General features: G+C 62.0%; 18 protein-coding genes. 6 read left to right on the top strand and 12 right to left on the bottom strand.

Annotated features, from left to right (window positions below; translation table 11 throughout):
- Nucleotides 1-33: 33 nt before the first annotated feature.
- Complete coding sequence (gene waaA, locus QWI20_RS01760; RefSeq protein WP_369303879.1) at nucleotides 34-1,308, bottom strand: lipid IV(A) 3-deoxy-D-manno-octulosonic acid transferase; 1,275 nt, start codon at nucleotides 1,306-1,308, stop codon at nucleotides 34-36.
- A 164-nt stretch (nucleotides 1,309-1,472) separates the two neighbouring features.
- On the opposite strand from waaA, the gene QWI20_RS01765 reads away from it, so the two are divergent.
- The 4 genes from QWI20_RS01765 to QWI20_RS01780 all read left to right on the top strand — a co-directional run bounded on the left by QWI20_RS01765 (nucleotide 1,473) and on the right by QWI20_RS01780 (nucleotide 4,854).
- Nucleotides 1,473-1,805 carry a multidrug efflux SMR transporter gene (locus QWI20_RS01765; RefSeq protein ID WP_133774590.1) on the top strand — a complete coding sequence of 111 codons (333 nt, stop codon included), beginning with the start codon at nucleotides 1,473-1,475 and terminating at the stop codon, nucleotides 1,803-1,805.
- Between the two features lie 65 nt (nucleotides 1,806-1,870).
- Entirely contained in the window at nucleotides 1,871-3,046 is a 1,176-nt protein-coding gene (locus tag QWI20_RS01770; RefSeq protein WP_369303880.1) for an NAD(P)/FAD-dependent oxidoreductase, read from the top strand.
- On the top strand, nucleotides 3,043-3,852 hold the full coding sequence (locus tag QWI20_RS01775) for an aldo/keto reductase (RefSeq protein ID WP_369303881.1): 810 nt from the start codon (nucleotides 3,043-3,045) through the stop codon (nucleotides 3,850-3,852). Before QWI20_RS01770 ends, QWI20_RS01775 begins: the two co-directional genes overlap by 4 nt.
- A gap of 36 nt (nucleotides 3,853-3,888) precedes the next feature.
- Nucleotides 3,889-4,854 (top strand): metal ABC transporter ATPase, encoded by a 966-nt coding sequence (locus QWI20_RS01780; RefSeq protein WP_369303882.1) that lies wholly within the window; start codon nucleotides 3,889-3,891, stop codon nucleotides 4,852-4,854.
- Between the two features lie 8 nt (nucleotides 4,855-4,862).
- Here the strand turns inward: QWI20_RS01780 and QWI20_RS01785 are convergent, their stop codons facing one another.
- The 7 genes from QWI20_RS01785 to msbA all read right to left on the bottom strand — a co-directional run bounded on the left by QWI20_RS01785 (nucleotide 4,863) and on the right by msbA (nucleotide 13,180).
- Nucleotides 4,863-5,675 (bottom strand): hypothetical protein, encoded by an 813-nt coding sequence (locus tag QWI20_RS01785; protein WP_369303883.1) that lies wholly within the window; start codon nucleotides 5,673-5,675, stop codon nucleotides 4,863-4,865.
- Between the two features lie 67 nt (nucleotides 5,676-5,742).
- Nucleotides 5,743-6,453, bottom strand: a complete 711-nt coding sequence (locus QWI20_RS01790) for a hypothetical protein (RefSeq protein ID WP_369303884.1) — start codon at nucleotides 6,451-6,453, stop codon at nucleotides 5,743-5,745.
- Nucleotides 6,453-7,427: a glycosyltransferase gene (locus QWI20_RS01795; RefSeq protein WP_369303885.1), complete on the bottom strand. Its 975-nt coding sequence runs from the start codon at nucleotides 7,425-7,427 to the stop codon at nucleotides 6,453-6,455. Before QWI20_RS01795 ends, QWI20_RS01790 begins: the two co-directional genes overlap by 1 nt.
- A 73-nt stretch (nucleotides 7,428-7,500) precedes the next feature.
- Nucleotides 7,501-8,925: a bifunctional D-glycero-beta-D-manno-heptose-7-phosphate kinase/D-glycero-beta-D-manno-heptose 1-phosphate adenylyltransferase HldE gene (gene hldE / locus QWI20_RS01800; RefSeq protein WP_369303886.1), complete on the bottom strand. Its 1,425-nt coding sequence runs from the start codon at nucleotides 8,923-8,925 to the stop codon at nucleotides 7,501-7,503.
- A 133-nt stretch (nucleotides 8,926-9,058) separates the two neighbouring features.
- The gene (locus QWI20_RS01805; RefSeq protein ID WP_369303887.1) at nucleotides 9,059-10,468 is read right to left on the bottom strand and encodes a PIG-L deacetylase family protein; all 1,410 of its coding nucleotides are present in this window, start codon (nucleotides 10,466-10,468) and stop codon (nucleotides 9,059-9,061) included.
- A gap of 1 nt (nucleotide 10,469) precedes the next feature.
- The gene (locus QWI20_RS01810) at nucleotides 10,470-11,366 is read right to left on the bottom strand and encodes a GNAT family N-acetyltransferase (protein WP_369303888.1); all 897 of its coding nucleotides are present in this window, start codon (nucleotides 11,364-11,366) and stop codon (nucleotides 10,470-10,472) included.
- Nucleotides 11,360-13,180, bottom strand: a complete 1,821-nt coding sequence (gene msbA, locus QWI20_RS01815) for a lipid A export permease/ATP-binding protein MsbA (protein WP_369303889.1) — start codon at nucleotides 13,178-13,180, stop codon at nucleotides 11,360-11,362. Before msbA ends, QWI20_RS01810 begins: the two co-directional genes overlap by 7 nt.
- 121 nt (nucleotides 13,181-13,301) lie before the next feature.
- Here msbA and QWI20_RS01820 point away from each other — a divergent pair, with 121 nt between their 5' ends.
- Nucleotides 13,302-13,943 (top strand): lipopolysaccharide kinase InaA family protein, encoded by a 642-nt coding sequence (locus QWI20_RS01820; RefSeq protein ID WP_369303890.1) that lies wholly within the window; start codon nucleotides 13,302-13,304, stop codon nucleotides 13,941-13,943.
- Here the strand turns inward: QWI20_RS01820 and QWI20_RS01825 are convergent.
- The 4 genes from QWI20_RS01825 to QWI20_RS01840 all read right to left on the bottom strand — a co-directional run bounded on the left by QWI20_RS01825 (nucleotide 13,912) and on the right by QWI20_RS01840 (nucleotide 18,950).
- The gene (locus tag QWI20_RS01825; protein ID WP_369303891.1) at nucleotides 13,912-14,805 is read right to left on the bottom strand and encodes a lipopolysaccharide core biosynthesis protein; all 894 of its coding nucleotides are present in this window, start codon (nucleotides 14,803-14,805) and stop codon (nucleotides 13,912-13,914) included. The genes QWI20_RS01820 and QWI20_RS01825 overlap by 32 nt on opposite strands.
- Complete coding sequence (locus QWI20_RS01830; RefSeq protein ID WP_369303893.1) at nucleotides 14,792-16,000, bottom strand: O-antigen ligase family protein; 1,209 nt, start codon at nucleotides 15,998-16,000, stop codon at nucleotides 14,792-14,794. The genes QWI20_RS01825 and QWI20_RS01830 overlap by 14 nt, the downstream gene beginning before the upstream one ends.
- A 78-nt stretch (nucleotides 16,001-16,078) precedes the next feature.
- On the bottom strand, nucleotides 16,079-17,209 hold the full coding sequence (locus QWI20_RS01835) for a glycosyltransferase (protein ID WP_369303895.1): 1,131 nt from the start codon (nucleotides 17,207-17,209) through the stop codon (nucleotides 16,079-16,081).
- Complete coding sequence (locus tag QWI20_RS01840; RefSeq protein WP_369303896.1) at nucleotides 17,193-18,950, bottom strand: carbamoyltransferase; 1,758 nt, start codon at nucleotides 18,948-18,950, stop codon at nucleotides 17,193-17,195. The genes QWI20_RS01835 and QWI20_RS01840 overlap by 17 nt, the downstream gene beginning before the upstream one ends.
- 528 nt (nucleotides 18,951-19,478) lie before the next feature.
- Here QWI20_RS01840 and QWI20_RS01845 point away from each other — a divergent pair.
- Nucleotides 19,479-25,529, top strand: coding sequence for a DUF6543 domain-containing protein (locus tag QWI20_RS01845; protein ID WP_369303897.1), 6,051 nt, complete (start codon nucleotides 19,479-19,481; stop codon nucleotides 25,527-25,529).
- The last annotated feature ends 1 nt before the right edge of the window (nucleotide 25,530 follow it).

Consider the following 25,530-nt stretch of genomic DNA (forward strand, 5'->3'; position numbering starts at 1 on the left):
CAAGCCCTCAAGATGACCGCTTGCTCGCCAACATCAGCCCAACAACCTTCCAATCCCATCCAGCAACCTCTGCAACGCCCCTTGATTGGCCTTCATCACGGCCATTCCGGCATCGGCCATTGCCTTGGCCTTCTCGGGCTGGTCGATCAAATCACGTACCGTTGCGGCCAATGCGGCCGCGTCACTAACTTCCTCCAACGCGCCGGCATGACGCAGCATCGCGGCGATTTCGAGGAAGTTGAACAGGTGCGGACCGCTGAGAACGGGCTTATCCAGCGCCGCAGGCTCCAGCAGGTTATGGCCGCCGTTGGGCACCAGGCTGCCGCCGACAAACGCGATGTCGGCGAGCGCATACAGAAACAGCAACTCACCCATGGTGTCGCCCACCAGAACCGAGGTCTCCGGCGTTACCGGGTCGGCCGTCGAACGACGAACGCTGGAGAATCCCTGCTGCTGACTCAGCTCAAACACGCCATTGAACCGTTCGGGGTGACGGGGCACGAGAATCAACAGCGCGCCGGGATGGGTTTCCATTACCGTGCGATGGGCCGCCAACACCACCTCGTCTTCGCCCGCGTGGGTACTGGCGGCAATCCACACCGAACGCTGCAAGGTCTGCCATTGCTCACGCTGCTGAGCGGCACGCTCCAGCAGCTGCGGATCGATGGTCAGGTCGAACTTGATCGAGCCCGTCACGGTGACGCACTCGGGCCGAGCGCCCAGGTCACGGAAGCGCTGGGCCTCGGTTTCGGTCTGCACGGCAATCAGGCTCATCTCGGCGAGCATCGGCCGAGTCAGCCCGGCGAAGCGTCCGTAGCCGCGAGCCGAACGCTCTGACAACCGCGCGTTCGCCAGCACCGTTGGTATGCCGCGCTTCGCACACTGATGAATGTGATTGGGCCACAGCTCGGTTTCCATGATCACGCCGATCTTCGGCTGGATGTGATCGAGAAAACGCCCGGCTGCCCACGGAAAGTCATAGGGCAGGTAGCAATGCTGCACGCGCGGCTCGTGGGCGAACAGCGACTGAATGCGCTCCGAGCCGGTCGGCGTCATGCAGGTGATGGTGACCGGCAATTGCGGATAGCGGGCCAGCAAGGCGCGAATCATCGGCGCAGCGGCGATGCTCTCGCCCACCGACACGGCATGCACCCAGATCCCGCCGCGCTGCATGGCGGGCAAGCCCATGGCGAAGCGCTCGCCGACCCGTTGCGCGTAGGCCGGCGCCTTGCGCGAACGCAGCCACAGGCGCAGGGCGATCAATGGGAGGCCGAGGTGGAACAGGATGCTGTAGAGGGTTCTATTCATGGGCGCGGAGTTTATCAGCCAAACGCTGTCAGATTTCCATCGAGCTTCGCACATATCTTGCCCGGCGCATTTCGCCAGCCGCCACCCCGCCAGCCCGAAAGGCGCCGGTTGTTCAGTACCGGGTAAAGCCGCTTTAATGACGGCCATTGAAAAGGAGCAACACCATGTCTGCGTACTACCTGCTGGCCATCGCCATCTGTGCCGAGGTCATCGGCACCGTGTCCATGAAAGCCGTCAAAGGCCTGAGCACGCCGATCCCGCTGCTGCTGGTGATCGTCGGTTACGCCATTGCGTTCTGGATGCTCACGCTGGTGGTTCGCACCATCCCGGTTGGCGTGGCCTACGCCGTGTGGGCGGGCATGGGCATCGTCATGGTCAGCATCGCCGCGCTGTTTATTTATGGGCAGAAACTGGACTTGCCTGCCATCGCCGGCATGGGCCTGATCGTCGCAGGCGTCGTGGTCATCCAGCTGTTCTCGAAGACGGCCGGTCATTAAGGGGGGGTTACTGAAAAGTGCCTTCCCCTATAATGCCGGCATTCGTTTCGCCATTTGAGGTGCCCATGTCATCTGCTATTTCCACTGACGTCCTGATTGTCGGCGCGGGCGTTGCCGGTCTCTGGCTCAACGCGCGGCTGCGGCATCAGGGCTTTTCGACGGTGGTGGTGGAAAAAGCCAGCCTGGGTGGCGGCCAGACATTAAAATCCCAGGGGATCATTCACGGCGGCGCCAAATACGCCCTGCACGGCGCGCTGTCCGGCGCCTCCGAAGCGATCGCTGACATGCCCCGCCGCTGGCGCGAGGCTCTGGCCGGCAAAGGCGAGCTGAACCTGTCGGGCGTACGCTTGCTTTCGGAAGCCCATTACCTGTGGTCGCCCGGCACCCTCGCCGGCAATCTCACCAGCTTCTTCGCCAGCAAGGCCGTGCGCGGGCGCGTTGATCAGGTCAAGGGCAGCGACCTGCCCCCTGCGCTCCAGGATCCGCGCTTCAAAGGCAAGGTGTATCGGCTGGCCGAACTGGTCATCGACATCCCCAGTCTAGTGAAAAAACTGGCGGAGCTGGCGGGCGACAGCCTGCTTGCGGGTCAGGACATCGAGCCGCTGCGCCGCGACGGCGAACTGGTCGGCCTGCGCGTCGACGGCCGCGACATCAACGCCCAGCGTGTGGTGCTCAGTGCCGGCGAAGGCATGGCCGATTTGCTCAAGGCGCTGAACGTGAGCCAGCCAGCCATGCAACGCCGCCCGCTGCACATGGTGCTGGTCAAAGGCCCGACGCTCAAACCGCTGTACGCGCATTGCCTGGGTGGCGGGCCGAAACCACGAATCACTGTCACAACGCATCCGGCGGCAGACGGCCAGTGGGTCTGGTACCTGGGCGGCGACATTGCCGAAGCCGAAGGCGTCGCCCGTGACCCTGCCGAGCAGATCGCCGCCGCGAAAAAAGAGCTCGCGAATCTGCTGCCCTGGGTCGATCTCAGCGAGGCGCAGTTCGCCACCCTCCGCGTGGACCGCGCCGAGCCGCAGCAAAGCGGTCTGGTGCGCCCGGACAACGCCTTTGTCGACGTGCAGGGTCGCTTGCTGGTCGGCTGGCCTACCAAACTGGCGCTGGCCCCCGACTTCGCCGATCGCGTGCTGGCCTCGTTGTCCCGGGATGACATTCACCCGACCCCGCAGCCGCCGCACACCGACTTCCCCAAGCCGCCCCTCGCCATTCCTGTCTGGGATCAACTGCTGCCATGAAGACCCTGCACGATCTGCATCGGCCGCTCGGCAGCCTCGGTATCAACGTCTCCCCCTTGGGCCTGGGCACGGTGAAGCTGGGCCGCGATCAGGGCGTGAAGTACCCCAACGGCTTCACGATTCCCGACGACGTCGAAGCGCAGATGCTGCTGAAGCTGGCGCGGGATCTGGGCATCAACCTGATCGACACCGCCCCGGCGTACGGTCGCAGCGAAGAGCGCCTCGGCCCGCTGCTGCGCGGGCAGCGCAAGGACTGGGTGATCGTCAGCAAGGTCGGCGAGGAATTCGAAGCCGGCCAGTCTCGGCATGATTTCAGCGCCGAACATACGCGGTTGTCGGTGGAACGCAGCCTGCAGCGCCTGGAAACCGACTTCATCGATCTGGTGCTGGTGCATTCCGACGGCAACGACCTGCACGTGCTCAACGAATGCGGCGTCTACCAAACGCTGGCCGAACTCAAGGCTGAGGGCAAGATTCGCGGGTTCGGTTTCTCCGGCAAGACCGTCGAAGGCGGGCTGTTGGCGTTGCAGGACGGCGACTGCGCGATGGTCACCTACAACCTCAACGAACAGGGCGAAAAGCCGGTCCTCGACTACGCTGCTGCACACGGCAAAGGGGTGCTGGTCAAAAAAGCGCTGGCCAGCGGGCACGTTTGCCTGAGCCCCGGTGTCGATCCTGTGCGTGCCAGTTTCGAGCTGCTGTTTGAACATCCCGGCGTCACCGGTGCTATCGTCGGCACCATCAACCCGCTGCATCTGGCCCATAACGTGGCAACCGCCGCTGCCGTGATCCGTCGTCAGCCCTGAGACAAACGGCCGACCCCAACGCAAGAAGGAGCCGATATGCCGCGAACCCTGATTCGAAAGAACCCCAGCAACTTCAAGACCCTGCCGTTATTTGTCGAAGCCACCCCGGAAAGCCTGACCTACCAGAGCATCGGGATGCCGCTGAATTTCACCCAGACCCTGGCCCGGCGTCGCAAGATCGACGTGGAGGACAGCGAACGGTTTTCCACCGAACTGGCCAATCTCGGCGTCTCGGTGCGCCTGACCCTGCGCTGGCAAAACCGCGATTACTGGGTGCTGGTTCGCCAGCGCCGTCAGGACCGTGGCGATGTGGTGCTCAAGCTGATCTCCGGCTACGTTCCCGCCCACGAACTCAACCTGCCGTTGCACACGGCGGTGCAGGAAGTCGCCGAGGAATGCCTGATCGAGACGCCGCAAGGCTGGCTCGGTGGGCGCTTCAATGAAACCTGGCTGCCAGCGCCTTATGCGGCAGCGTTGCATTACCGCGAAGCGATGCCCTTTCGCCTCACGCCGCTTTCCGGCGCGGCACGCCCTGTACGTTGCGGGAGCCTGACCCTGATTGAACGGCCCCGCGCTTACGTGCATTTGCCGACGGCGTCGTTGCAACTGATCTACGACATGCGCCTGGAGGTCCCGAAAGAAGCTCGCCCGCTGAGCCTGTTTCACGTCGATGAAAGCCTGGAGAACAACGAGCTGGTGGCGCGCCTCAATCGCAGCAAACCGGATCTGTACCTGATGCCGCTGGAAAACGGCTCGCCCCTGCCCGAGCTGTACACCCTGAAGAACGACAAGCTTTCCCCTGCCGGTACGCGCGGCCTGTATCTGGCCGAGAGCTTCGCCCCGCAAGAAGGCTGGGTGGTGCGCGAGGAGCGGATTCGCTGGAAGGACTGGCTGGTGCAGCAGGGCCTCACACCGAAGAAGAAGCCCAAATCAGGACTGACCAAGCTGCGAATCAAGGCGCGGCGACTGGTCAGGCTGGTTCGCAGCGGCCTGCACAAATAGGCCGCCGCTTAGCCTTTGTCGGAGAGGCGTTTGTCACGCCAGGTGCGCAGACGGGCGAAGAAGTGGAAATAGCGATTCTCACGCTTGCCCATCCCGCGCTTCGGTGAGAACGACTCTTCAGCGAAGGCGCCGGTGATGCGCACTCGCGAAGCAGTGGTCGGCAGCGTGCACACCCGGGCGTCCGCCTCAAGCAATGCGTACTTGAGCAAGCGTTCCGAGTGCAGCTTGCGACCTGTCGCTTCGCAGAACTGGAAGATGCGCTCGACCCGCTTGCCATAGGCGCGGTACACGTCGCGGCCGCAGATGGCGAAGCGATCGTTCAACCCGCCCCACCACTGCCAGTCCGGAATATAGGCGTTCAGCCGTCGTGCGTGGGGCGAATGAAAGACATAGCCCGGCAGCGGCGAATGGAAGAAATTGTCCGGGCGCACGAACACCACGAAGTCCGGATCGAACGACTCCATCATGCCCGTGACCGTGTGCAGGGAATTGAGCTGATAGATCAGGTTGCGCAGAGAGACGTGCTCGTCGCCCCAGGTGTCGCCCATCGCCTTGACCCGCTCGAAATCCCAGCGCTCCAGCACGCCATCCGTGGGTTCGAGAACCCCCGTCATCGGCTTGAAAACGTCGTAGTTATTGGCCGTCAGCTCGCCCTTCTCCGCCGAGCGCTGGTTGTGCACTTCGTCAATTTTGTAGAGGTGGTAAAAGCATTTGACGTTGCTGCCCTTCGGCAACTGGCCAAGGACGTTTTCCTCTATGGAGGGAAAACAGATTTCCGAGTTGCGCGGGATACCAAAAAACGCGACCGCAATGTTCAGCACTGACAAACTCTCCGGGATCAATGGCGATGCGCCTGGACACGCGCGCGCAAGCGGCGGACGGCCTCGTTCATTTACGAAACAACAGCGTGCGCCACCAACTCCGGGGCTTGAGGGCGATCACTTCGACGTCGGCGCCCAGCAGCCAGTTGCGCTCATAGTCCCAGGCGTGGCCGCCCCAGAGCTTGCCGGCTTCGTTGGAAAAACCGAGGGTCATGAGCCTGTAGCGGTAACCGGCATGAGCGCGCAGCCAGTCGAGCAGCACCAGCACGTTGAACCCTGTGGAGGGACCCACGAAGCGCTTGCCGTTGGGACGATCGACCGGGTAATGCTCGGCCAGCGCCGGCAACGGAATGCGGTCCCAATACAGCGCAACGTCAGGCAGCGGGCACAGCGGCACGGCGCATCCTACCAGCAGCGTAAAGCAGCGCGAGTCAGGCCGGGCAACGAGCTTCTGTACGTCAGCGGTGGCGGGCAGGCCAAAGAAGTAACGGTCTGGCGCATTGAAGCCGTGGACGAACAGGTTGACGCTTTCAGGCTTCAACAAAGCGGCCTTGATGCACAGATTGAAGCTGACCACCACATCATCGGCGCCCACGCCCAAGGCATCGAAATCGGCTGGGGTGATGGCTGGATTGTTGGCGATCAGGATGACCCGTGCAGCGTTCGCCAGGCACTGGCGCAGCGGTGCGGGAAGCGTGCCAAACACGTCCTGATCGGCGCCCGGCAATACAAGGGGTTCACTGGGCGCGGCGCTGTCGTGGTTTGACGGCAACGTCATCAGGCCGGCACCTGCATGCCATGGCGCCATTTGACCCAGGCACGGGTCAGCGCGGATGGACGCCGCCACGGCCGCATCGGCCGCTGAATTTCATCGGCCAGATCGCGGCCCACACGGGCAAAGGCATAGCGCTCTTCGGCAAATCTTTGCCCTTCGCTGGCGATGCGCGCGGCAAGCTCGGGATCACTCTGCAGCAGGCGGATCTTCTCGACGGCTTCGTCTTCGGAGCGGTAGAACATGACGTTGCGCCCCTCTTCGAAACCCAGCAGATCATCCTCTTCACCCTGGCTCCATGCGAGCAGCACGCAACCGCAGGCCATGGCTTCGAAATTCTTGATCATGAACTCGCCCATGCCGATGTCGGCACTGACGAAAACCCTGATGCGATTGAGGGTTTCAAGGTACTCGGCGCCAGAGGCCGTGCGCGTCACCAGCATGCCGGCGCGCTGCGCGAGGTTTTCCACCAGTTGCTTGCGCCGGGAATACTCGCGGCTTTTCAGGCTGCCCAGAAAACCCACCGGAATGTCTCGGGGTTGGCCGAGATTGCGCAGCATTTCCTGGTCGTAGCCCTTGGACACGAATACCGCATCAAGGCCCTCGCCGCGCATGCGCCGCGCGACAACCGCACCGGAAACCAGTGCGCGACTCCACGGCAGCTGCCGGTACAAGCGTGAATACATGCCGTGGTATTTGCTGGCGCTCATGTAGTTCTGATACGCATCGTGCTCAAGAAAAATCAGCCCCGGAATGCACTTGAGCACTGCGCGCTGGCGAGCAAGCCGTTTGACCCGGGAGAAGATCACCACCCGGTCGTAGCGCTGATAGTCGACCGAGGCCAGAAACGGCCCGAGATTCAGCTGCTGTTGCTTGCTCAGGCGAAAGATGACGCAGTCGTCACAATGCTGCCGCACGGTTTCGTACAAACCGTCCAGTATGACGCGCTGTTCATCCATCACCAGTAACATGACTTTCATACGTTCATATACCGAACTGCGAATACAAAAATGGCAGCGGCAAGGGGTGCCACTTTGCGCTGCGGGCGTCGGATCAGTCCTGACTGCGGATCTTGTCGACGATGGCTGTCGTCGAGCTGTTGGCAACCAGTCCCAGCACTTTCACGGTGCCGCCATAAGAGGCGACGATGTCCGCGCCGACGACCTGGTCAACCGAGTAGTCCCCGCCCTTTACCAGCACGTCCGGACGCACATGGGTCAAGAGGTTTTCCGGGGTGCCTTCGGGGAAGCTGATGACCCAGTCCACCGCGCCCAGACCGGCCAGCACGGCCATGCGCCGATCAACGCTGTTGATCGGGCGGCCCGGGCCTTTCAGGCGACTCACCGACGCGTCATCGTTGACCGCCACGATCAGCCGATCGCCCTGGGCGCGGGCCTGTTCCAGGTAGGTGACATGGCCCGCGTGGAGAATGTCGAAGCAGCCGTTGGTGAACACGATGGTTTCGTTATGGGCACGGGCGTCGTCGATGGCCAGCAGCAGTTGATCAAGGGTCAGCACGCCGCGCTCGGAGCCTTCGGCGCGCTGGATGGCGCGACGCAACTCGGGCGCGCTGATCGCCGCCGTGCCGAGCTTGCCCACGACGATGCCAGCCGCAAGGTTCGCCAGCGCGACCGCGTGAGGCAATTCCTCCCCCGCTGCAATGGCGGCTGCCAGCGTGGAAATGACCGTATCCCCAGCACCCGTCACGTCGAAGACTTCCCGTGCGCGGGCCGGAAGATGCAGCGTTGGCTGATCCGGACGCAGCAGGGTCATGCCATGTTCACCACGGGTGACCAGCAACGCACCCAGATCGAGGTCTTTCATCAACGCGGCGCCTTTGGCGACCAGCTCTGCCTCGTCGACGCAATGGCCGACGATGGCTTCGAATTCACTGAGGTTGGGAGTGATCAGGCTGGCGCCACGGTAGATCGCGAAGTCTTTGCCCTTGGGGTCGGCGAGCACGGGAATACCACGGTCCCGGGCTGCCTTGATCAGGACTTGATGATTCTTCAGCGCGCCTTTGCCGTAGTCGGACAGGACCAGCACCTTGATACCGTCGAGCAAGGCATCAACCTCGCGGCTCAGGGCCTCGGGGTCAGTGGCAAAGGGTTCTTCGAAGTCGATGCGCAGGAGCTGCTGGTGCCGGCTCATGACGCGCAATTTGACGATGGTGGGCTGATGGGCGATGCGCTGGAAGCTGGCGATCACGCCAGCGGCCTTAAGGCTGTTACTCAGGCTGTCGGCGGCTTCGTCGGTGCCGGTGACACCAACCAGGGACGCCTTGGCGCCCAGCGCTGCAATGTTCAACGCCACGTTGGCAGCACCGCCCGGACGGTCTTCGATCTGGTCAACTTTGACCACCGGCACCGGTGCTTCAGGGGAGATTCTGGAAGTGCCACCGTGCCAGTAGCGGTCGAGCATGACATCGCCGACAACTAACACTTGAGCCTGATCAAAACGCGGCATGGACAACTTCATCGAACAACCCGTGGCAGAAATGGACAAGGACGGAATCTTAGCACAGCGATCAGCGCTGGCTGGCCGGTTGGCCTCGAATCCCTTAGTGCTTGAAACAGCGCTTCAGATGGCGCTTTAAAGGGTGCATCGACTGTTACGACTCAGGGCGCGGAAAGCGGCGCACCCAGAACACCTCGTGACGGCGCACGGCCTTGCGGAAGAATTCGTCGTCTCCCGTCAGCGGCCATTCGCGACCGGCCAGCCAGCGTTGAATCTGCCGGCGCAGGCGCTTCTTCAGGGGTGGCGGTCCCTGGAGATCGTGCTGCATCGCCAGGGCCATGGCCTTATCCAGTTGCACGTCCGAACTGAGCGACGTACTCCAGAGCTGATCCACCGACGGCGCTTCAACAAACGGCGGCAGCGCGACGCCTTTACCGGCCAAACCCATGGGCCAGCGGTCGTTGTCGTGCAGGTGGTTGGCGTAGAACAGCGCCACCTCGGGTGTGTGCGCGCTTCTGCTCACCGCTTGGTATAACGCCTGGGTCGTCGCAATGTGGTCAGCGTGAGGGTCGAGTTGCGGGTGCGGCATGACAATGACGTCCGGCCGGTGAGCGTCGAGCAGCGCAGCGAGATCGGCCACGAGATTGTTCCAGGTCGGCGCGCCGTCCTGATCCCCCGGCAAAAGCAAAGAGTTGTGCTGCCGCGCGCTGCGGGTATCGGTCTCTGCCGATTCGCGAGAACCAAACGGCTGATCCGGCGACTGGGCCATGGCCGGCAATTGCAGGCAGTAGTAGCCCAGTTGCACGCACTGACTCTGGGGCACACCGCCCCACAGTGGAATCGCCAGGCTGTCCCACGTACGCAAACGCCCCTTGAGCCGGGCAGCATCGACGCGGTTCAGCCCCAGTTGTTCGTAGCGTTCGGCCTCGATTTCGCCCTGGGTCACCGTAACGATGCTGCAATCCGCCGCCTGGCTGTACAGGCCAAAGGCTGCCAGTTCGGCGTCGTCGGCGTGGGGCGCGAGGATCATCAACCGTTGCTGGCGGTAATCCGGGTTGCTCAATACGTATAAGCGGGCGGCGCTGGCGATGCGGCAGAAGCCGCCTTTGAGGCGCAACGTGCTGTCCGCGACGACGTCCCGCTGCCCGGTGAGGTTCACGTAGCGACGCCCGGCAAAACCTCGCTCGAAATCCTGGCGGTCGTCGCCTGCCAGCACATACGGGTCCAGCCAGCGACCGAGCCAGGTGCTGCGCAAATCGAGCTCCAGTAGCAGGGTTTCGCCTTCGCCCAGCGGCTCGCTCAGTTGCAGCATGCCATTGACGACAGAAACAGGCTGCGCCTGGACCGCGTCAGGAAACTGGTAGTGGTAATCGCTCTTGGGCGAATAAAACAGATGGTCGGAGAACCAGGCCTCATGGGCAATCCAGGCGGCAAGTATCAGCAACGGCACCAGCCACCACGCGACCCAGATGCCAATGCCGATCAGCAGCACCAGACCGATGATCAGCGCCAGACGCTTGTTGCGCCGATGTCGTTTCAGAAGCTGCTGCTTGCGCCCGGACATGTCATCCAACCTTGTAGACAGGTACCGTCTGGCACCAGCGGTCTTTGTATTCGCGATCGGAACGGCCGAAGGAATAGCGCAATGGCTTGTTCACCGCCCTCGCATCAGCCCAGGCGTTCTGGGTGTTGACGAAGCTCAGCACACTGCCGGCGCTCAACGCCTGATGGGCCGGATCGACACCGCCGTTAATGTATTCGACGGACACCCAGTGTGGCGACTCGACCCTGTACAGCACCTGAGCGGCAATGGGCTTGCCCTCCAGCAGAATCATCGAGCCGGTCATGAACTCGCGCATCAGCTCGAACACCCTGGCCAGATGGTCCTTGCCCGGCACGTCGAAGCCCCAACGCGCATGAAACAGGCTGGAGTAAATGCGGGCTTGTTCCTCGGACGTGAAATCCAGCATCGGCTGCACGACCCCGCCCGCCTCCTCAAGCAAACGCTGCTCGCGGCGCTGGTTGTAGCGAAACTTCTTGGAATAGTCCTCAGGCGCGCGGGCGATGGCCAGGCTCTCGGCTTGCGGCTTGAGGGTGCCGATCTGACCGGCGTTCAACTCAGACACATAACTCATGCGCTGGCGTACCGGCACTGTTGCACCGGGCGCAATCGGCAGAATGATTTCCGCGTTACCCAGATCGAACACACGCCGATTACGCTGCTTCAGCACGTTCTTGGCCAACGCCAGATCCCGGCCCCAGCAGGCCACCGCAGCAACGACGTTGCCGTCTTGCAGCCAACCCAGATACCGAACCGGAATGTCAGCCAGCCCGGCCAGGCGCTCGATCACCTGCGGGTGCGTGGCAACGCTGCCGCCGAACTGCTGCCACGTGGTGGCGTAGGTGGTCGCATCAATCGGGGTCCAGCCTCGCTCACGCCATGCGCGCAAGTGACTCAGCATGCATCGACTGCCCGGTCGATTTCGACAGGCTCGTCTTCTTCGAACTGTTTGGCATGCAGGCGCGTGTAGTAACCGTTCTGCGCCAGCAGCTCGGCATGGGAACCGCGCTCGACAATGCGGCCTTCGTCCATGACCAGAATGACGTCGGCTTTTTCGATGGTGGTCAGGCGGTGGGCGATCACCAGCGTGGTGCGGCCCTGCATGACCTTCTCCAGGGCTTTCTGGATATGGCGCTCGGACTCGGTATCCAGCGCCGAGGTCGCTTCGTCGAGAATCAGCAGCGGCGCGTTTTTCAGCAGTGCCCGGGCAATCGCCAAACGCTGACGCTGGCCCCCGGACAGCAGCACGCCGTTCTCGCCGACGAGGGTCTGATATTGCTGAGGCAACTTGTCGATGAACTCGTCGGAATAGGCATCGGCTGAGGCTTTTTTGATTTCTTCCAGCGGCACGCCCGCCAGATCGCCATACGCGATGTTGTTGGCGATGGTGTCGTTGAACAGCGTGACGTTCTGGTTCACCAGCGCGATCTGACGACGCAGGCTGCGCAGGGTGTAGTCCTGAGTCTCGACGCCATCGAGAAGAATCTGGCCCTGCACGTGATCGTAGAAACGCGGAATCAGGCTCGCCAAGGTGGATTTGCCGCTGCCGGAGCGGCCCACCAGCGCGACCATTTGGCCGGCTTCGGCGACAAAACTCACGTCGTTCAACACGCGCTTTTCCGTGCCTGGGTAGGTGAACGTGAGGTTTTTGACCTCCAGACGGCCTGAAACCTTGTCACGCTCTACCGTGCCCAGGTCCTGTTCAGTCGGCTCATCCAGCTGCTCGAAGATGCTCTCCGCACCGGCGACGCCTTTCTGGATGGTGGAACTGACTTCGGACAACTGACGGATCGGCTTGGGCAGCAGGCCGGCCATGGTGATGTAGGCCACCAGATCGCCCGCAGAGGAATCGCCGCGCAGATAAAGGACAAGGAACATCACGATGGCCATGCCGCTGTAGGTCACCAATTGCAGCATCGGCGTGTAAACCGCGCCGGTCTTGGTCATCGCCAACTGCTTTTTGGTATTGCTGCGGCTGGCCTTTTCGAAGCGGGCCTTTTCGTAGTCTTCGCCGCCAAAGCTGCGGACCACGCGATAGCCGTGAATGGTCTCGGACGCTACGTGGGTCACGTCGCCCATGGCCACCTGAATCTTCTTGCTCTGCTTGCGAAACTTCTTGCTGGTGCTGTTCACCATGACGGCGATGAGCGGCAGTATCGCCAGCATCACCAGGGTCAGTTTCCAGTTCATCCACAGCAGCGCGCCGAACAGGAAAATGACCGTCATGCCTTCGCGAATCACCACCTTGATTGCGTCAGTGGCAGCACCGGTGACCATGGTCACGTTGAACGTGATGCGCGAGATCAGATGCCCTGAGTTGCTGTTGTCGAAGAAGCGGTTGGGCAGCGTGAGCAATTTGTTGAACAGCACGACGCGCAGGTCATGCACCAGCCCGAGGGAAACGCGGGCCAGGAAGAAGTTGCCCAAATAGGAGCCGGCGCCCTGCCAGGCCGCGATCAGCACGATCATCAGCGGCACCGCCTGCAGCAATTGCAGATGACCAATATAAGGGTTGCCGGGGAACAGGCTGGCTTCGGGATTGGCCAGGCCATCGACGAAGTATTTGAGGATGTAGGCGAGCATCGGCTGGGTGGACGCAAAGATAAGAAAGCCGACAATGCTCAAGCAGAAAAGGCCTATATACGGCCGCACATAGGTCAATAGACGAAAGTAAATCGCCAGGGTCGTTTTAGCTTGAGGATCAGGACTGCTCATGGGAATCCGCACGAAAAAATTAGGCGGGCATGGTAGCACAACCCATATTTGTCGACCCCTGCCGCGACCCAAGCGGGGCCGACTCGGGTAACATGCCGCATTTGTTCAGGTAAGTATGCCGATGCACCCAATGGAACACAGCGCCTATCTGGCCTTGCGAGAAAACGCCACCGTGCTCGAAGCGGACGGATCCGGGGACAAGGTTCTGTTACTTGAGGACGGCACCATTCTCAAACTGTTCCGCCGCAAGCGCCTGATCAGCTCGGCCTTGCTGTTTCCCTACGCGCAACGCTTCGCCGACAACATCGACGCCCTCAAAAAGCGTGGCATTCCCTGCCCCGACGTCATCGCCACCTACCGAATTGCCAGCATCAGCCGCGATGCCGTGCGTTACACGCCGTTGCCCGGCCTGACCATCCGCCAGGTGCTGAAAGAGCACGGTGAAAGCGCGCCACTGCGGGCTGAACTGGGTACGTTTATCGCCCACCTGCATGATTGCGGCGTCTACTTTCGCTCGCTGCACATGGGCAATGTGATCCTCACCCCGGAGGCGAAACTGGGGCTCATCGATATCTCTGACATGAAGTGCCAGCGTCGCGCGCTGAGCGATTCGAAGCGGCTGCGCAATTTCCAGCACCTGCTCAGGTACAAGGAAGACCGCGCGTGGCTAGTTGAAAGCGATGGGGGCACGGCCTTTATTTCAGCTTACACCCAAGGCCGGAGCGCCCACTTCACTGCGCGCTTGCAGGCGCTGTTTGCGTAGAAGGATCGGGTTGAACGCCCAGCAGCTGGTCGAGGCGATGCGGGGTGATTTTGGGAATGACCCGCTCCGGCATCCGACTGGCACTGGATAGATTGAAAACCTGCATGCCGGTTCGGGGCAGGATCTTGCGGGCCATCAACGCGAAGCTTGGCAGGATGTATTGCTCGAAATCCTCGTCCAGGCTGCTGGGCAAAGCCGCTTCTCCCTTCTCGTAAAAACGCCCCCCACCCTGGCGCAGGTCCATGCCGACCACGAACACCTGACGAAACCCCAGATGGCAGACCAGCTGCAAGGCGCCGAAGGGAATGGTTCGGCTGCCGAAGTAGCCTCGTTTGAGGTTCAGGCTGAAGCCGATGCGGTTGGGCTTGCGACGCAGCAGGGAAAAGTTGGAGATCAGCTCGTCGTCGTTGCGGATTGACCACGCATAGGCTCGATCCGACATGACGGCCTTGCCTTCCTGGCGATTAACCCGCTCCAGCAGATAGATCTTTTTCCCGTTCAGGGCAGCGGCGTCGGCCGAATGAATGGCTTGAAGCACATCCAGACTCATCGCCAGATGCTCGCCGTGGCTGAGCCCCATCAGCGCCAGCGCCGGCCGGCCGATGACGAAATTCGGATCGTCGCACAGGTAGTAGAAAGGCCGGATGCCCTCGTCGACGCAGCGCACGATCGAACCGTTCATGGCGACGACCGGCAGGCTCCGGTAACGTTGAAGCGGGAATTCGTTCGCCGAAGGTCCGGACGCCAGCAGCAACACCGGCCCTGTGACAGACCCGCGGGATTGCGCAAAGTCCTGCAGGCACACTTCCAGATCATGCCCTACCAGCCAGCGTTGCTCGCCCCGTGCTTCAACCCTCAGCACGCCGCGCCTCCCGGGAGATCGCCACCGCGCCGGCCAGCGGCAGCCAGAGCCATTCCCATACCAGATTGGGTGACCCAACGAAGGTGTGCAGTTCCACGGTCATGACCACGCCGCCGGCGCAGAGGATCGCCAGCCAGAGCCGAGCGATCTCCGAGGTCTTGCGCGCTCGGGCCAGACACGCGCCAGCATGCAGCATCGTCGCCAGCAGCAGCGCCAGACCGACGATGCCGAACTGGTAGAGCACCTCGAAATACAGGCCGTGGGTGTTGCGCACGATTTGCCCGGTCGAGAGGTGAACCTCGCCCAGTGGCGTACCCGCGCCAACCCCGAACCACCAATGGCCGGCCAGACGCTCGAACACTGCAAGCCAGACTTCGTTGCGCCCGGTCACACCGCGGGTCTGCACTTCGTAAGCGAGCTCGCTGAAGCCGAAAATGAGCACAAGCGCGACTACGATGGCCGCAGGAATCAGGATATTGCGACGCAGCTTGCCACTAGTCATCGTGCCAAGCAGCACCAGCCCGCCGGCCGATGAAGCCAGCCAGGCGCTGCGCGCGAACGTGAAGTAGATGTACGTGGCGATAAGGGCGCAGCACAGCAGCCAGAGGCCGATTTCGGCACGGCGCTTTGAGCGTAATGTCAGCCAGATACCGGCCAGCAGAAACAAGCCGTAGTTCATGCCGGCAACGATGGTGTTGCCGAAGTCCGCCACATCGGTTACGCCCGAGCCGGCGAGTGACATCTGTCGATAGCCCAGGACGAACGCACCGTGGATGGCGAGATTGAGCATGGAAAATGTGGCGAACAGCGCGACCACTACGACCGACAGCTTGAGGATTTTTTCCCAGTCGAAGGTGCCCCTTGCCTTAATCACGCCGACGCCGATGAAAAACACAAGGATGAGCAGAAGCCGACGCAAGGATTTCATGTCGTCGTCAGACATCAGGCTGTTGATCAGCAGATAGGCGAACAGCAGCAGGACGGTGTTGGTCAGCGGACTGACTGAAAATGATCGCCGACTCAGCGCCGGCGCTGCGCAAAGCAAGGCAACGACCAGTGCCGCGCGAATGAACGCAGCCCAGGAACTTGACTCACCGGGCCACCAGAACGGCCCGAGAAATATGATCAGCATCACCACTGCAAGCAGTAAACCCGCAATGTAACCCGCACGTGCCGGCAAATTTTTTACAACCATTCCAATCCATATCCTGTGCTATGCAGCCGGGTGTTCATTGCTATCAGAGGCCAATGGCTGCCAGCGGTTCGAATGAAATCAGGTTTCCGAGGTAAGCGCGACAACTTGTGGCAATTGCCAGAAAACTGCTTTTACCGCCTCATCGCTGAAACGGTCGTGCAGCCGTTGCAGCATCGCATCCGCGCAGGACTGCCGCAGCTCGGCGTCCATCCGCGAAAGGTGGATCAGCCCCTGAGCCAGAGACTCGGCTCCGCCCAGGGGAAACAGTATGCCCACGCCTTCAACGACTTCCTTCGCGCCGCCACAGGCGGTTGCCAGCAGAGGCACGCCGGCCACCATGGCTTCCAGCAGCACCATGCCGAAGGGTTCGTGATCGGAGCTCAGTGCGAACACGTCGAAGGCCTTGAAGTAGCGGCTGGCCTGAGTCACCTGCCCCGCCAGCATGACCTCATGGCCGATACCCAGTTCGGCCGCCAGGTGCTTGAGGTCCTGTTCCAGCCGACCCTGACCGAGAATCACCAGTTGGCTGTCGGCGGGCAGGTTCGGCAACGCTTGGGCGAATCCGCGCAGCAGCGTCGACTGGTCCTTGTCGGGATGCAGCCGCCCGACATTGCCCACGACCCACGCATCCTGCGCCAGGCCCAGTGCGTCTCGGGCCTCCTCACGGGATAACAGCGTGGCGCTCAGTTGATCAACATCGATGCGGTTATAGAGGGTCTGGATACGCTCGACCGGCCATTTCGGCAGGCAGGCGCGAATGTCATCGCGCACGGCATCGGACACGCCCAGCAGGCTCAGGCGGGAGCGGAACAGGTTCGCCAGCACCTTGCGGCTGCGGCGCCGGTAATCACCAAACGCATGATGGACGCCGATCACCGGCAAGCGGGTCGCGACCAGTGCGATGTAGGTCGGCTTGAAACGGTGGGTGATGCAAAACTCAAAACTGCGAGATGCCGCGATCTTGCGCAGATCGCGGATCGCTCCCACCTTCATGCCGCCGATGGCCTTGGAGCTGTACTCCATGAACAGCACTTCGTCCGACGCGCAGCTGGCTGCAACCTCGGCATCGGCGGCGCCGGTCAGGAATACCGTGGTGACACGGTATCCCCTGCCCACGAACAGGCTGGCGTATTGACGGGCGCAGTCGAGGAACGGCCCGTCATAGCCGTGGCAGAACTGGAGAACATGGCGCTCAGCTGAGCGTGTCATGGGTGTCCACGCCGTCTTTGACCACCAGAATGTCTTCCATGATCAGGTACTCCAGATCGGAGCCGAAGAACATATTCAGCGCATCGGTCGGCGAGCAGATCATCGGCTCGCCGCGACGGTTGAGCGACGTATTGAGCGAGACGCCGTTGCCCGTCAGGTCTTCGAGCGCCTTCATCATGTCGTAGTAGCGCGGGTTGTATTCGCGCTTGAGCACTTGGGCGCGGGAGGTGCCGTCTTCGTGGACGACTTCCGGCACACGGGTTTTCCACTCTTCCGCCACTTCGAACGTGAAGGTCATGAACGGCGCCGGGTGATCGATCTTGATCATCTGCGGGGCGACGGTGTCGAGCATCGACGGGCAGAAAGGCCTCCAGCGCTCGCGGAACTTGATCTGATGGTTGATGCGATCAGCGACGCCGGCAATGCTCGGGCAGCCGATGATCGACCGACCACCGAGGGCGCGAGGACCGAATTCCATGCGGCCCTGGAACCAGGCCACCGGGTTGCCCGCGACCATGATTTTGGCGATGCGCTCGGGGGTGTTGTCAATCTGGCGCCAGGCCGGCTTGCTCGGGTGGCGGGCGCAGGCGGCGATCACGTCTTCGTTGCTATAGGACGGGCCGAGGTAGACGTGCTCCATCTTCTCGACCGGCACGCCGCGGGCGTGGGAAACATACGCGGCAGCGCCGACGGCAGTGCCGGCATCACCCGACGCGGGCTGAACGAACAGCTCCTTGACGTCAGGGCGCGCGATGATTTTCTGGTTCAGCTTGACGTTCAGCGCACAGCCGCCAGCGAAGGCGAGCTTGCCGGTTTCCTTGAGGATGTCACCCAGATAGTGGTCGATCATCTGCAGCGACAGCTTCTCGAACAGCGCCTGCATGCTGGCGGCGTAATGGATGTACGGCTCGTCGGCGATGTCGCCTTCGCGCTTGGGGCCCAGCCACTCGATCAGTTTCGGCGAGAAGTAGAAGCCTTTGCCCTTCTCTTTGTAGCGACGCAGGCCGATGACGTTGGCGTATTCGGTGTTGATCACCAGTTCGCCGTTTTCAAAGGTGGCCAGACGCGAGAAATCGTATTTGGTCGCATCGCCGTACGGCGCCATGCCCATGACTTTGAATTCGCCGTCGAGCATCTCGAAGCCGAGGAATTCGGTGATCGCGCCATACAGGCCGCCGAGGGAATCCGGGTCGTAGAATTCCTTGATCTTGTGGATCTTGCCGTTTTCGCCGTAGCCGAAGAACGTGGTGGCGTACTCACCCTTGCCGTCGATCCCGAGGATCGCGGTTTTCTCCTGGAAGCCGGAGCAGTGGTAGGCGCTGGAAGCGTGGGCAAGGTGGTGCTCGACAGGTTCGATCTTGATCTTTTTCGGATCAAAACCCAGTTGTTCCAGGCACCAGACGATTTTGTTGCGATAGCGCTTGTAGCGGCGGTTGCCCATCAGAATCGCGTCAAGGGCACGGTCCGGGGCATACCAGTAACGTTTGGCGTAGTGCCAGCGCGCTTCGCCGAACAGGCTGATGGGCGCGAAAGGAATGGCGACGACGTCGACGTCGGAAGGCTTGATGCCCGCTTGTTCGAGGCAGAACTTCGCTGATTCGTAGGGCATGCGGTTCTTGGCATGCTTGTCGCGAACGAAACGCTCTTCTTCGGCCGCAGCAACCAGCTTGCCGTCGATGTACAGGGCTGCGGAAGGATCATGGCTAAGGGCGCCGGACAGGCCAAGGATCGTCAATGCCACTAGGGTCTAGCCTCTTAAGTCTGCATGCAGGCATCACGCGCCTGACAAATAAGGTGTGTCTGGCGCCACGGCGGCAGACAGCTAAAGGGCGGGATTATAGCGTAATGGCTCTGGAAGTGGTCGCAGCGAATGAACTGCCGCGCGATGCCTCGGTGGAACCGGCTTTAGCCGGGAAGAGGCCCGCACGTGCACCCTCAATCTTGCGGCGTGTCGAATGACGCCTTCCCGGCTGAAGCAGGTCCTACCTCCGCGTTCACCCCATCTCACTGACTGAACTCGCTGTTTTAGTGGGACCGGCTTTAGCCGGGAAGAGGCCCACGTGTGCACCCTCAATCTTGCGGCGTGTCGAATGACGCCCTCCCAACTGAAGCCGGTCTCTACACGTTTGCGCCTCATCTCGTGCGTTAACTATTTAGCACCACGCGCCCCGGCGTTCTGATTGATTGATCGCTCGACGAATCATCGGGCTGCTTGCCCGGCTCTTGCGCAAGTTCGTTGCGCGGAGATCACTCAGGAATGCTGTACGCCATGGAAACCTTTTCACCCAACCCGCCTGCGCTTGATCGGCTGACGACGCTCGCCGCTGTTCTCGACGCCGAATGCCAGCATCTTCCGGATGCTAAGGCCTGCCTCAACACCCCGCCGCTGCCAGTGAGCCCGGAGCAGAAAACGCTGCTGCACTCGGCCATTACTCGTTTCTGGGCCGAGGCCAGTGCCCGTGATATTTCACGCCGCGAGCTCTTCGTGACCTGCATCGAATTGACCCTGCGCGATGACCTGTTGCTGAACATCGAAGAAGGCGAGCTGCACCGCGACTATGCGCGCTGTCTGCCGGGCATGGACGCCCAGGAGCATGTGGTGTTCAGCGCGCTCGAGCTGCACCTTGATGCAGAACGTCGCATCGAGCTGGCCGGGGCGCTGGTCGCAACCGCCCAGCCGGGGCAGACCTTGCTCGGGTTGCCCGGCCAGGCCGTCGAAGGCTTCGTGTCGAACGAGGCATTGCAGCAAGAACTCGCCCGCCGCATCAATCACCCACTCCTGCGCCTGCCACTCTTGCGCCTGATGCAGGACAGCACGCGCGACGCCTGGCTCGAGATTGCCTCCGGCGGTGATGTATTTCTTGAGCCCACCCATCCTTCGGACTTTCGACTGCAGCCGATCAAGGGATCGCCCTACGACCATGCCTTTGATCGCTTGCTGGCCAAGCAGCGTGTGGACATCGACGCGCTGTTCGGTAACGCCCACAACCTGTCGCCTCAGACCCTTCAGGCCCGACTCGAAGACCTGCTCCACCAGCCGAAATCCTGGGGCCCGGGCGGCGCCATAGCCGCTGCGCAGGATCGTCGCGCCCACCGCGATGAGCGCCGCGCACGCCCCGACTGGCTGGAAATGGCCAGCACCGAGCAACGTGAGCGTTACGCCTCGGGCCTGATGGATTACGAGCGATCGCGCAATGCGTTGATGAGCGTCATGGACGGCGCCGCGCCCCCGCAACAATTCGCGCGAAGCCGTCTGCGCGCGCGACTGGCCAATGATCTGGGTATTGACCTCGATCCCGACGAGGTCCTGATCAGCACCGAACGGACGCAACCCATCACCGGTGACACCTTCTCCATCCGCCGAACACTGACGCATCTGGCACTTTACGGCCTGCATCCCGGCGACACAGCGTCAGATTCGGCCTTCCAGATCCACAGTCGAATCACCTGCAACGGCCTGCCGCTTGAGCCTGAATACAGCGACTTGACGCCGGCCTACCTCGCCGACGTCATCAACGAGCAAGACCTGCGAACGCGTTTCGGCCCCGCGCAACGCCAGGCGCTCGGCTCGCCGACCATCCAGCGCCTGATGGGCGAAGCGATGCATCATCAGCTCATCGTCCAGGCCCGCGGGGCAGAGCTGCAAGGCCACATTCAACCCTCGGACCTGAGCCTGATCGAGTCGCTGAATCCGGACACCGCCGCCCCACGAAATCCCGCCGTGACCGTGCAGCAGATCAAGCTGAACGGTCACGACGTATTGAGCAGCGTGCTGCTGTTGCGCAAGCTGGACGCTTCGGGCCAGCCGGACGGGTTGCTGATGTTCACCCCGGACAGCCCACGCGCCCGGCATTTCCAGCGCTTCGACAACGAGCGTCAGTTGCTCGGTGAGCTGGTGAGCTGGAGCCGGTCCGCCGACATGAACCACTTCCTGCTGGAACAGATCACCGCCGGCAGAAGAGCCGCCCTGAAAGACCAACTGCATGATTTGAGCGAAAAGCCAGCGCCTGCCCAGGACTGGATCAGCTACGCAACCCTCCCCGATTACAGCAGCGGTTTGCGTACGCTGGTGTCGGCGCGCGTGGAGGTAATGCTCTCCGAGCAACGGCTGCACACCCCGGACTGGTTCCTGCGGGCATCCGCCGAGCAGCGTCAGCAAATGGTGGCACTGGAGGATACGATCGTGGCGGCGGGTGAAATCTACCAAGCCGCTCCACACACCCGGGTGATCGACTTCAACGCCTACGTTCATCAGACTGCCAGTCGCAAGATCAACACGCTGCTCGGCCTGCCGCCGGATACGGTGGACCCTGACCGGATCATCATTCACACGCCCCGCGAAACCCTGTCCTACACCCAGATGCTGCGCGACGGTTACGACGACACCCTTGGCCTGCTCAACCCGGCGGCCGATACCACCGCCACCTTCAGCGGCCCCGAGGGCGTCGATCTCACACCACTGAGCCCGGAGAAGGTCGCCGGCTCGGTTCGCGGTCAATGGGTGGCCGATCAATACATCGCGATGATTCGCGGGCAACTGCTGGCGCCTGCCAGCGAGGGCTACGACTGGCGCCGTCAACAGAGCCTGTTGCTGACGCAATTGCAAATGCGCGCCGACGCCTTGCGCAGCTTTCTCAAAGGCCACATCGACGCCACCCAGCTGCACTGGCTCACCCTCTCCATCGTCAACATGCATCAGAGCAGCCCGGCAGACCGCCTGCGCTATCCGGTCTATCCGCTGCAATTGAACGTGGACGTGATGGCAATCGCGTCTCGTGCAGAGGTCATTCACGACTGCTTCCTGCTCGCGCCGCCTGAGGCGGGCACGCTGGAGCAGGTTCTGCTGTATACGCCGCAGGCACCGGACGGCCGCGCCTTCCGACCACTTAGCGCGTTCAGCAACACGCTGCTGAGCGAAGGCATGGGCGATTACTACCTGAGCCGCGCCCGGGTGAAGGCCGGCATGCCGCTGGCATTCGCCCTGGCTGAACTGAAGAAAGGCAGCGGTCGCAAACCCGCACTGCCGAAGGCGCCGTTCAGCAACCTGTATGACGTGTGCTTCAACCAGGTGATCGAGCGCAAGATCCAGGATGTCGAGGACACCCAGACCGGTCGCGCGGACATGCTCTGTCGGCAGGTCTGGAGCAGCCTTGAGCTAATCGCGACCGCCGTCACCTTGCCCTTCCCGCCTGCCAGCTTTGCCGTCGGCATGATCATCGCGAGCGCTGATGGTTATCGCGCGCTGCGATCCCTCGACGAGCGGGATCACGCGACCGCCAGCTTCTACGTGCTCAGCGCCTGGCTCAACACGGCGGGCGCTGCGGGCGATCTGCACTCTGGAATGAAAGGGCTGGGCGGCATTTTAAAGGACCTGACCGGACAAAAAACCGCTGGCAGGTACGCCCGCTCGGTTGCCCATGCCACCGATGAGACGCTGCAGCCGGTCGCGGTGGAGAACGAACTCTTCTGGGCCGCGCCTCAGTCTGCCAACCGCCATGTCCCGCTGTACCGGACCCACGCGCTGATCCCCGACACCCTTCAGCCCACCGGGCGTTATGCGCAAACCGATGTGACCGGCGTATGGAGGGCATTGCAGCAGGACAACCCGCCGGTGCGGGTCGCAGCAAATACCGTCGCACCTCCGCTGCACGCGGTGGATGTGTCGCTGACAGATGCCATACCCCTGAGCCGCCCGCACGGGCAAGGTGTCAGCGTCGTTCGTGGCAACTTTTACATCGCCATGCAGGGCCAGACGTACCAGGTCCAATACGACGCCAGGCTGGCCGTCTGGCAGATCGTCGATCCGCGCAACCCGTTCGCCTTTTTTGGCCGCCAGACGGTGCGCCTCAACCGCCAGGGCCAGTGGCAGCTGCTTGAGCCAGCGCACTTGCGAGGCGGCGTTCTGCCTTCGTTCAGCCGACTGGACGAAACCCCCGCAGGCCCCGCCACGGCGGTGGGCGACGTGAGCGATTACGAAATGCCGGAATCGCTGCAGCCCTACGTCTTCGGCATCGTCAGCCGAAAGCAGGCTGAACACTTTGAGGAAGGCCCGTTTGGTCTGCATGAGTTTTTCGATGACATTTTCCGGGGCGGTCGTTCGACCTACAGGACGTTGCGCCAGAATCTGTACCGCGATGCAAAAGCATTCTTCGAGCAGCCCCCCCTTCCGGGTAAACCCGAGTTGCCGGTGCTGGCCGATGACGTGACGACTCAAGCCTTTTTCGATGCCGCACTGAAAAAATCCAACGGCCTGGTCATTGGCGAAGCACCGACGTCCATCGCCAGCAAACAACTGCTGATCGACAACATGCCGTTGCTGGCGGAGCGCAAGGTCGAGGTGCTGTACATCGAGCATCTGCAGACCGACCAGCACACGCACAAGCTGCAGAAATACAAGGCACTCGGCAGCAAGACACGCAGCGGCTCCCACATGATCAAGCACTATCTGGAGACCGTGAACGAGGGCGCGCTCAAGAACGGCAGCGAAAAATACGACTATTACCACCTGATCAAAGCGGCCCACCGACACGGCATCGACGTTCGACCGTTCAGTTCCTCGGTCAGCTATGACTACGCGGGCAACGAAGTGGCATCCGCTGCAGGTGATGCCCTCGCGCCACAAAAGATGGCGGTGTTCTTTGGTCACAAAGTGATCAGCGGCGATGTGCAGCAGCACCCCGGCAGGCGCTGGATCGCGCTGCTCGACCACCGCACCGCCAACACCTGGCAGCAACAACCAGGCATCAGTGAACTGCAAGGCGTACTCAGCCTGCGCGTCGAAGACGTGCCGTTGGGGAAGCCGATCCAGATATCCGTGGACAGCGATGCGGTCATCAGCAGCGCGGCGTCGCGCGCGGATTTCAAGGCACAGATCGGCAATCCGAATATCGATAACGGGGCCGGCGCAGCCTCGCCCGTCAGCCCATCCGGCACATCAATGGACGATGCGCTGTATGGCTTCTTCGAACGACGTTCGCCCCTGGAGTGGGGTCTGGACCCGAATCGCCGCGCCATCGTTTCCCACCGCCGGAGCGAGGTGAACCCCTATGCCGGTGATCACGGTTTTGAATGGAATCCGGCCGGCTACTGGACCCGCGCCGATGCCGCGACCTGGAGCAACGACTACCCCCTGGGCGCCATTCAGCAATCGCTGATCGACAACCGCTACCAGATGCCTGCCGACATGCAGAGCATCTTTCATGACCTGGCCAACTTCCGTCACAGAGGCCTCAACCCCGATTACTTTTTCATCGAAAGTCATCTGGTGGAGGTGCGTGAGAAGTTCTTCGAACTGGCGAACACGCTGCAAAAAGATGCGCGCTCGGTGCTCAACCTCGCCCTCCCTGAACGGGTGATTCTGCCTGAGGTAAAAGCCGACACGCCGTTGAGCATGTTCATCGAAGAGCTGTACGAAAACACATCCGGTGTGGTCATCGGCGAATCCCATTCGGCACGCGCCAGCAAGCGCTTCATCCTCGACAACATGGAGCATCTGGCGCGCCAGGACGTGAAGACGCTGTACATGGAGCATTTGCTGACGGACGTCCATCAGGCCGACCTGGACCGCTTCGCTGAAACGGGGCTGATGAGCAAACGTCTGCTGCACGACCTCAAGCGCATGGACCAGACGTTCCGGACCGACCCGACAGGCCTGTACTCGTTCGAACGGCTGGTGGTCCAGGCCAGGCGGCACGGCATTGAAATCCGCGCGATCGATTGCGCCGCCAGTTACTTCATCCGCCATCTGCCCACCCACTCCGGCACCACGCGCCAGCAGGTGCTCAGCTACTTTGCATCCCGCACGATACGCAAGCATCAGGAGGTGATGGGGCCGCACAAGTGGATGGCGCTGGTGGGTGAAACCCATGCCAACACTTTCAAAAACAGCGTCCCGGGCATTGCCGAGCTGGAACAGGGGATTGGCGTGCGGGTGATGGACGTGGCGCAGGGCAAAGGCCACGGCATCATGATCGATCCGGGCGAACAGGTCCCGGCGGCGCTGGGGCACGAGACCGTGCGGGTGAAGAATGATTTCCGCGTAGAGATCGAACTGCCGCCACGTCCTCAGCTCGCCGCGCCCGTCGGCGGCAGACTGCACAGTCCGGGCATGTTCATGCTCGATGAATCCGCGCCTTTGCGGCCAACGATCGTGCATCGCTCAAGGGATCGCACCCTCAAGCACACGCCGGTGCGATTCAATACCGCTGGCAAAGCCTACGTCGAGCGCGAGTCGTGGCCGCAGGTTCATCGCCAGCCGTTCGATAACGTGCAGGCATTGATCGACGCACTGGTGGAGATGAACCTCAAGCACGCGGACTGAC

Origin of the sequence: Pseudomonas sp. W2-17 (assembly GCF_041060445.1) — a bacterium.
Taxonomy (GTDB): Bacteria; Pseudomonadota; Gammaproteobacteria; order Pseudomonadales; family Pseudomonadaceae; genus Aquipseudomonas.

Coding starts and splice junctions, on each gene's coding strand:
- QWI20_RS01845 (WP_369303897.1), top strand. CDS start 19,479: ATGGAAACCTTTTCACCCAACCCGCCTGCGCTTGATCGGCTGACGACG.
- QWI20_RS01810 (WP_369303888.1), bottom strand. CDS start 11,366: ATGCTGAGTCACTTGCGCGCATGGCGTGAGCGAGGCTGGACCCCGATT.
- QWI20_RS01775 (WP_369303881.1), top strand. CDS start 3,043: ATGAAGACCCTGCACGATCTGCATCGGCCGCTCGGCAGCCTCGGTATC.
- QWI20_RS01780 (WP_369303882.1), top strand. CDS start 3,889: ATGCCGCGAACCCTGATTCGAAAGAACCCCAGCAACTTCAAGACCCTG.
- QWI20_RS01805 (WP_369303887.1), bottom strand. CDS start 10,468: ATGTCCGGGCGCAAGCAGCAGCTTCTGAAACGACATCGGCGCAACAAG.
- QWI20_RS01765 (WP_133774590.1), top strand. CDS start 1,473: ATGTCTGCGTACTACCTGCTGGCCATCGCCATCTGTGCCGAGGTCATC.
- QWI20_RS01820 (WP_369303890.1), top strand. CDS start 13,302: ATGCACCCAATGGAACACAGCGCCTATCTGGCCTTGCGAGAAAACGCC.
- waaA (WP_369303879.1), bottom strand. CDS start 1,308: ATGAATAGAACCCTCTACAGCATCCTGTTCCACCTCGGCCTCCCATTG.
- QWI20_RS01795 (WP_369303885.1), bottom strand. CDS start 7,427: ATGAAAGTCATGTTACTGGTGATGGATGAACAGCGCGTCATACTGGAC.
- hldE (WP_369303886.1), bottom strand. CDS start 8,925: ATGAAGTTGTCCATGCCGCGTTTTGATCAGGCTCAAGTGTTAGTTGTC.
- QWI20_RS01770 (WP_369303880.1), top strand. CDS start 1,871: ATGTCATCTGCTATTTCCACTGACGTCCTGATTGTCGGCGCGGGCGTT.
- QWI20_RS01790 (WP_369303884.1), bottom strand. CDS start 6,453: ATGACGTTGCCGTCAAACCACGACAGCGCCGCGCCCAGTGAACCCCTT.
- QWI20_RS01830 (WP_369303893.1), bottom strand. CDS start 16,000: ATGGTTGTAAAAAATTTGCCGGCACGTGCGGGTTACATTGCGGGTTTA.
- QWI20_RS01835 (WP_369303895.1), bottom strand. CDS start 17,209: ATGACACGCTCAGCTGAGCGCCATGTTCTCCAGTTCTGCCACGGCTAT.
- msbA (WP_369303889.1), bottom strand. CDS start 13,180: ATGAGCAGTCCTGATCCTCAAGCTAAAACGACCCTGGCGATTTACTTT.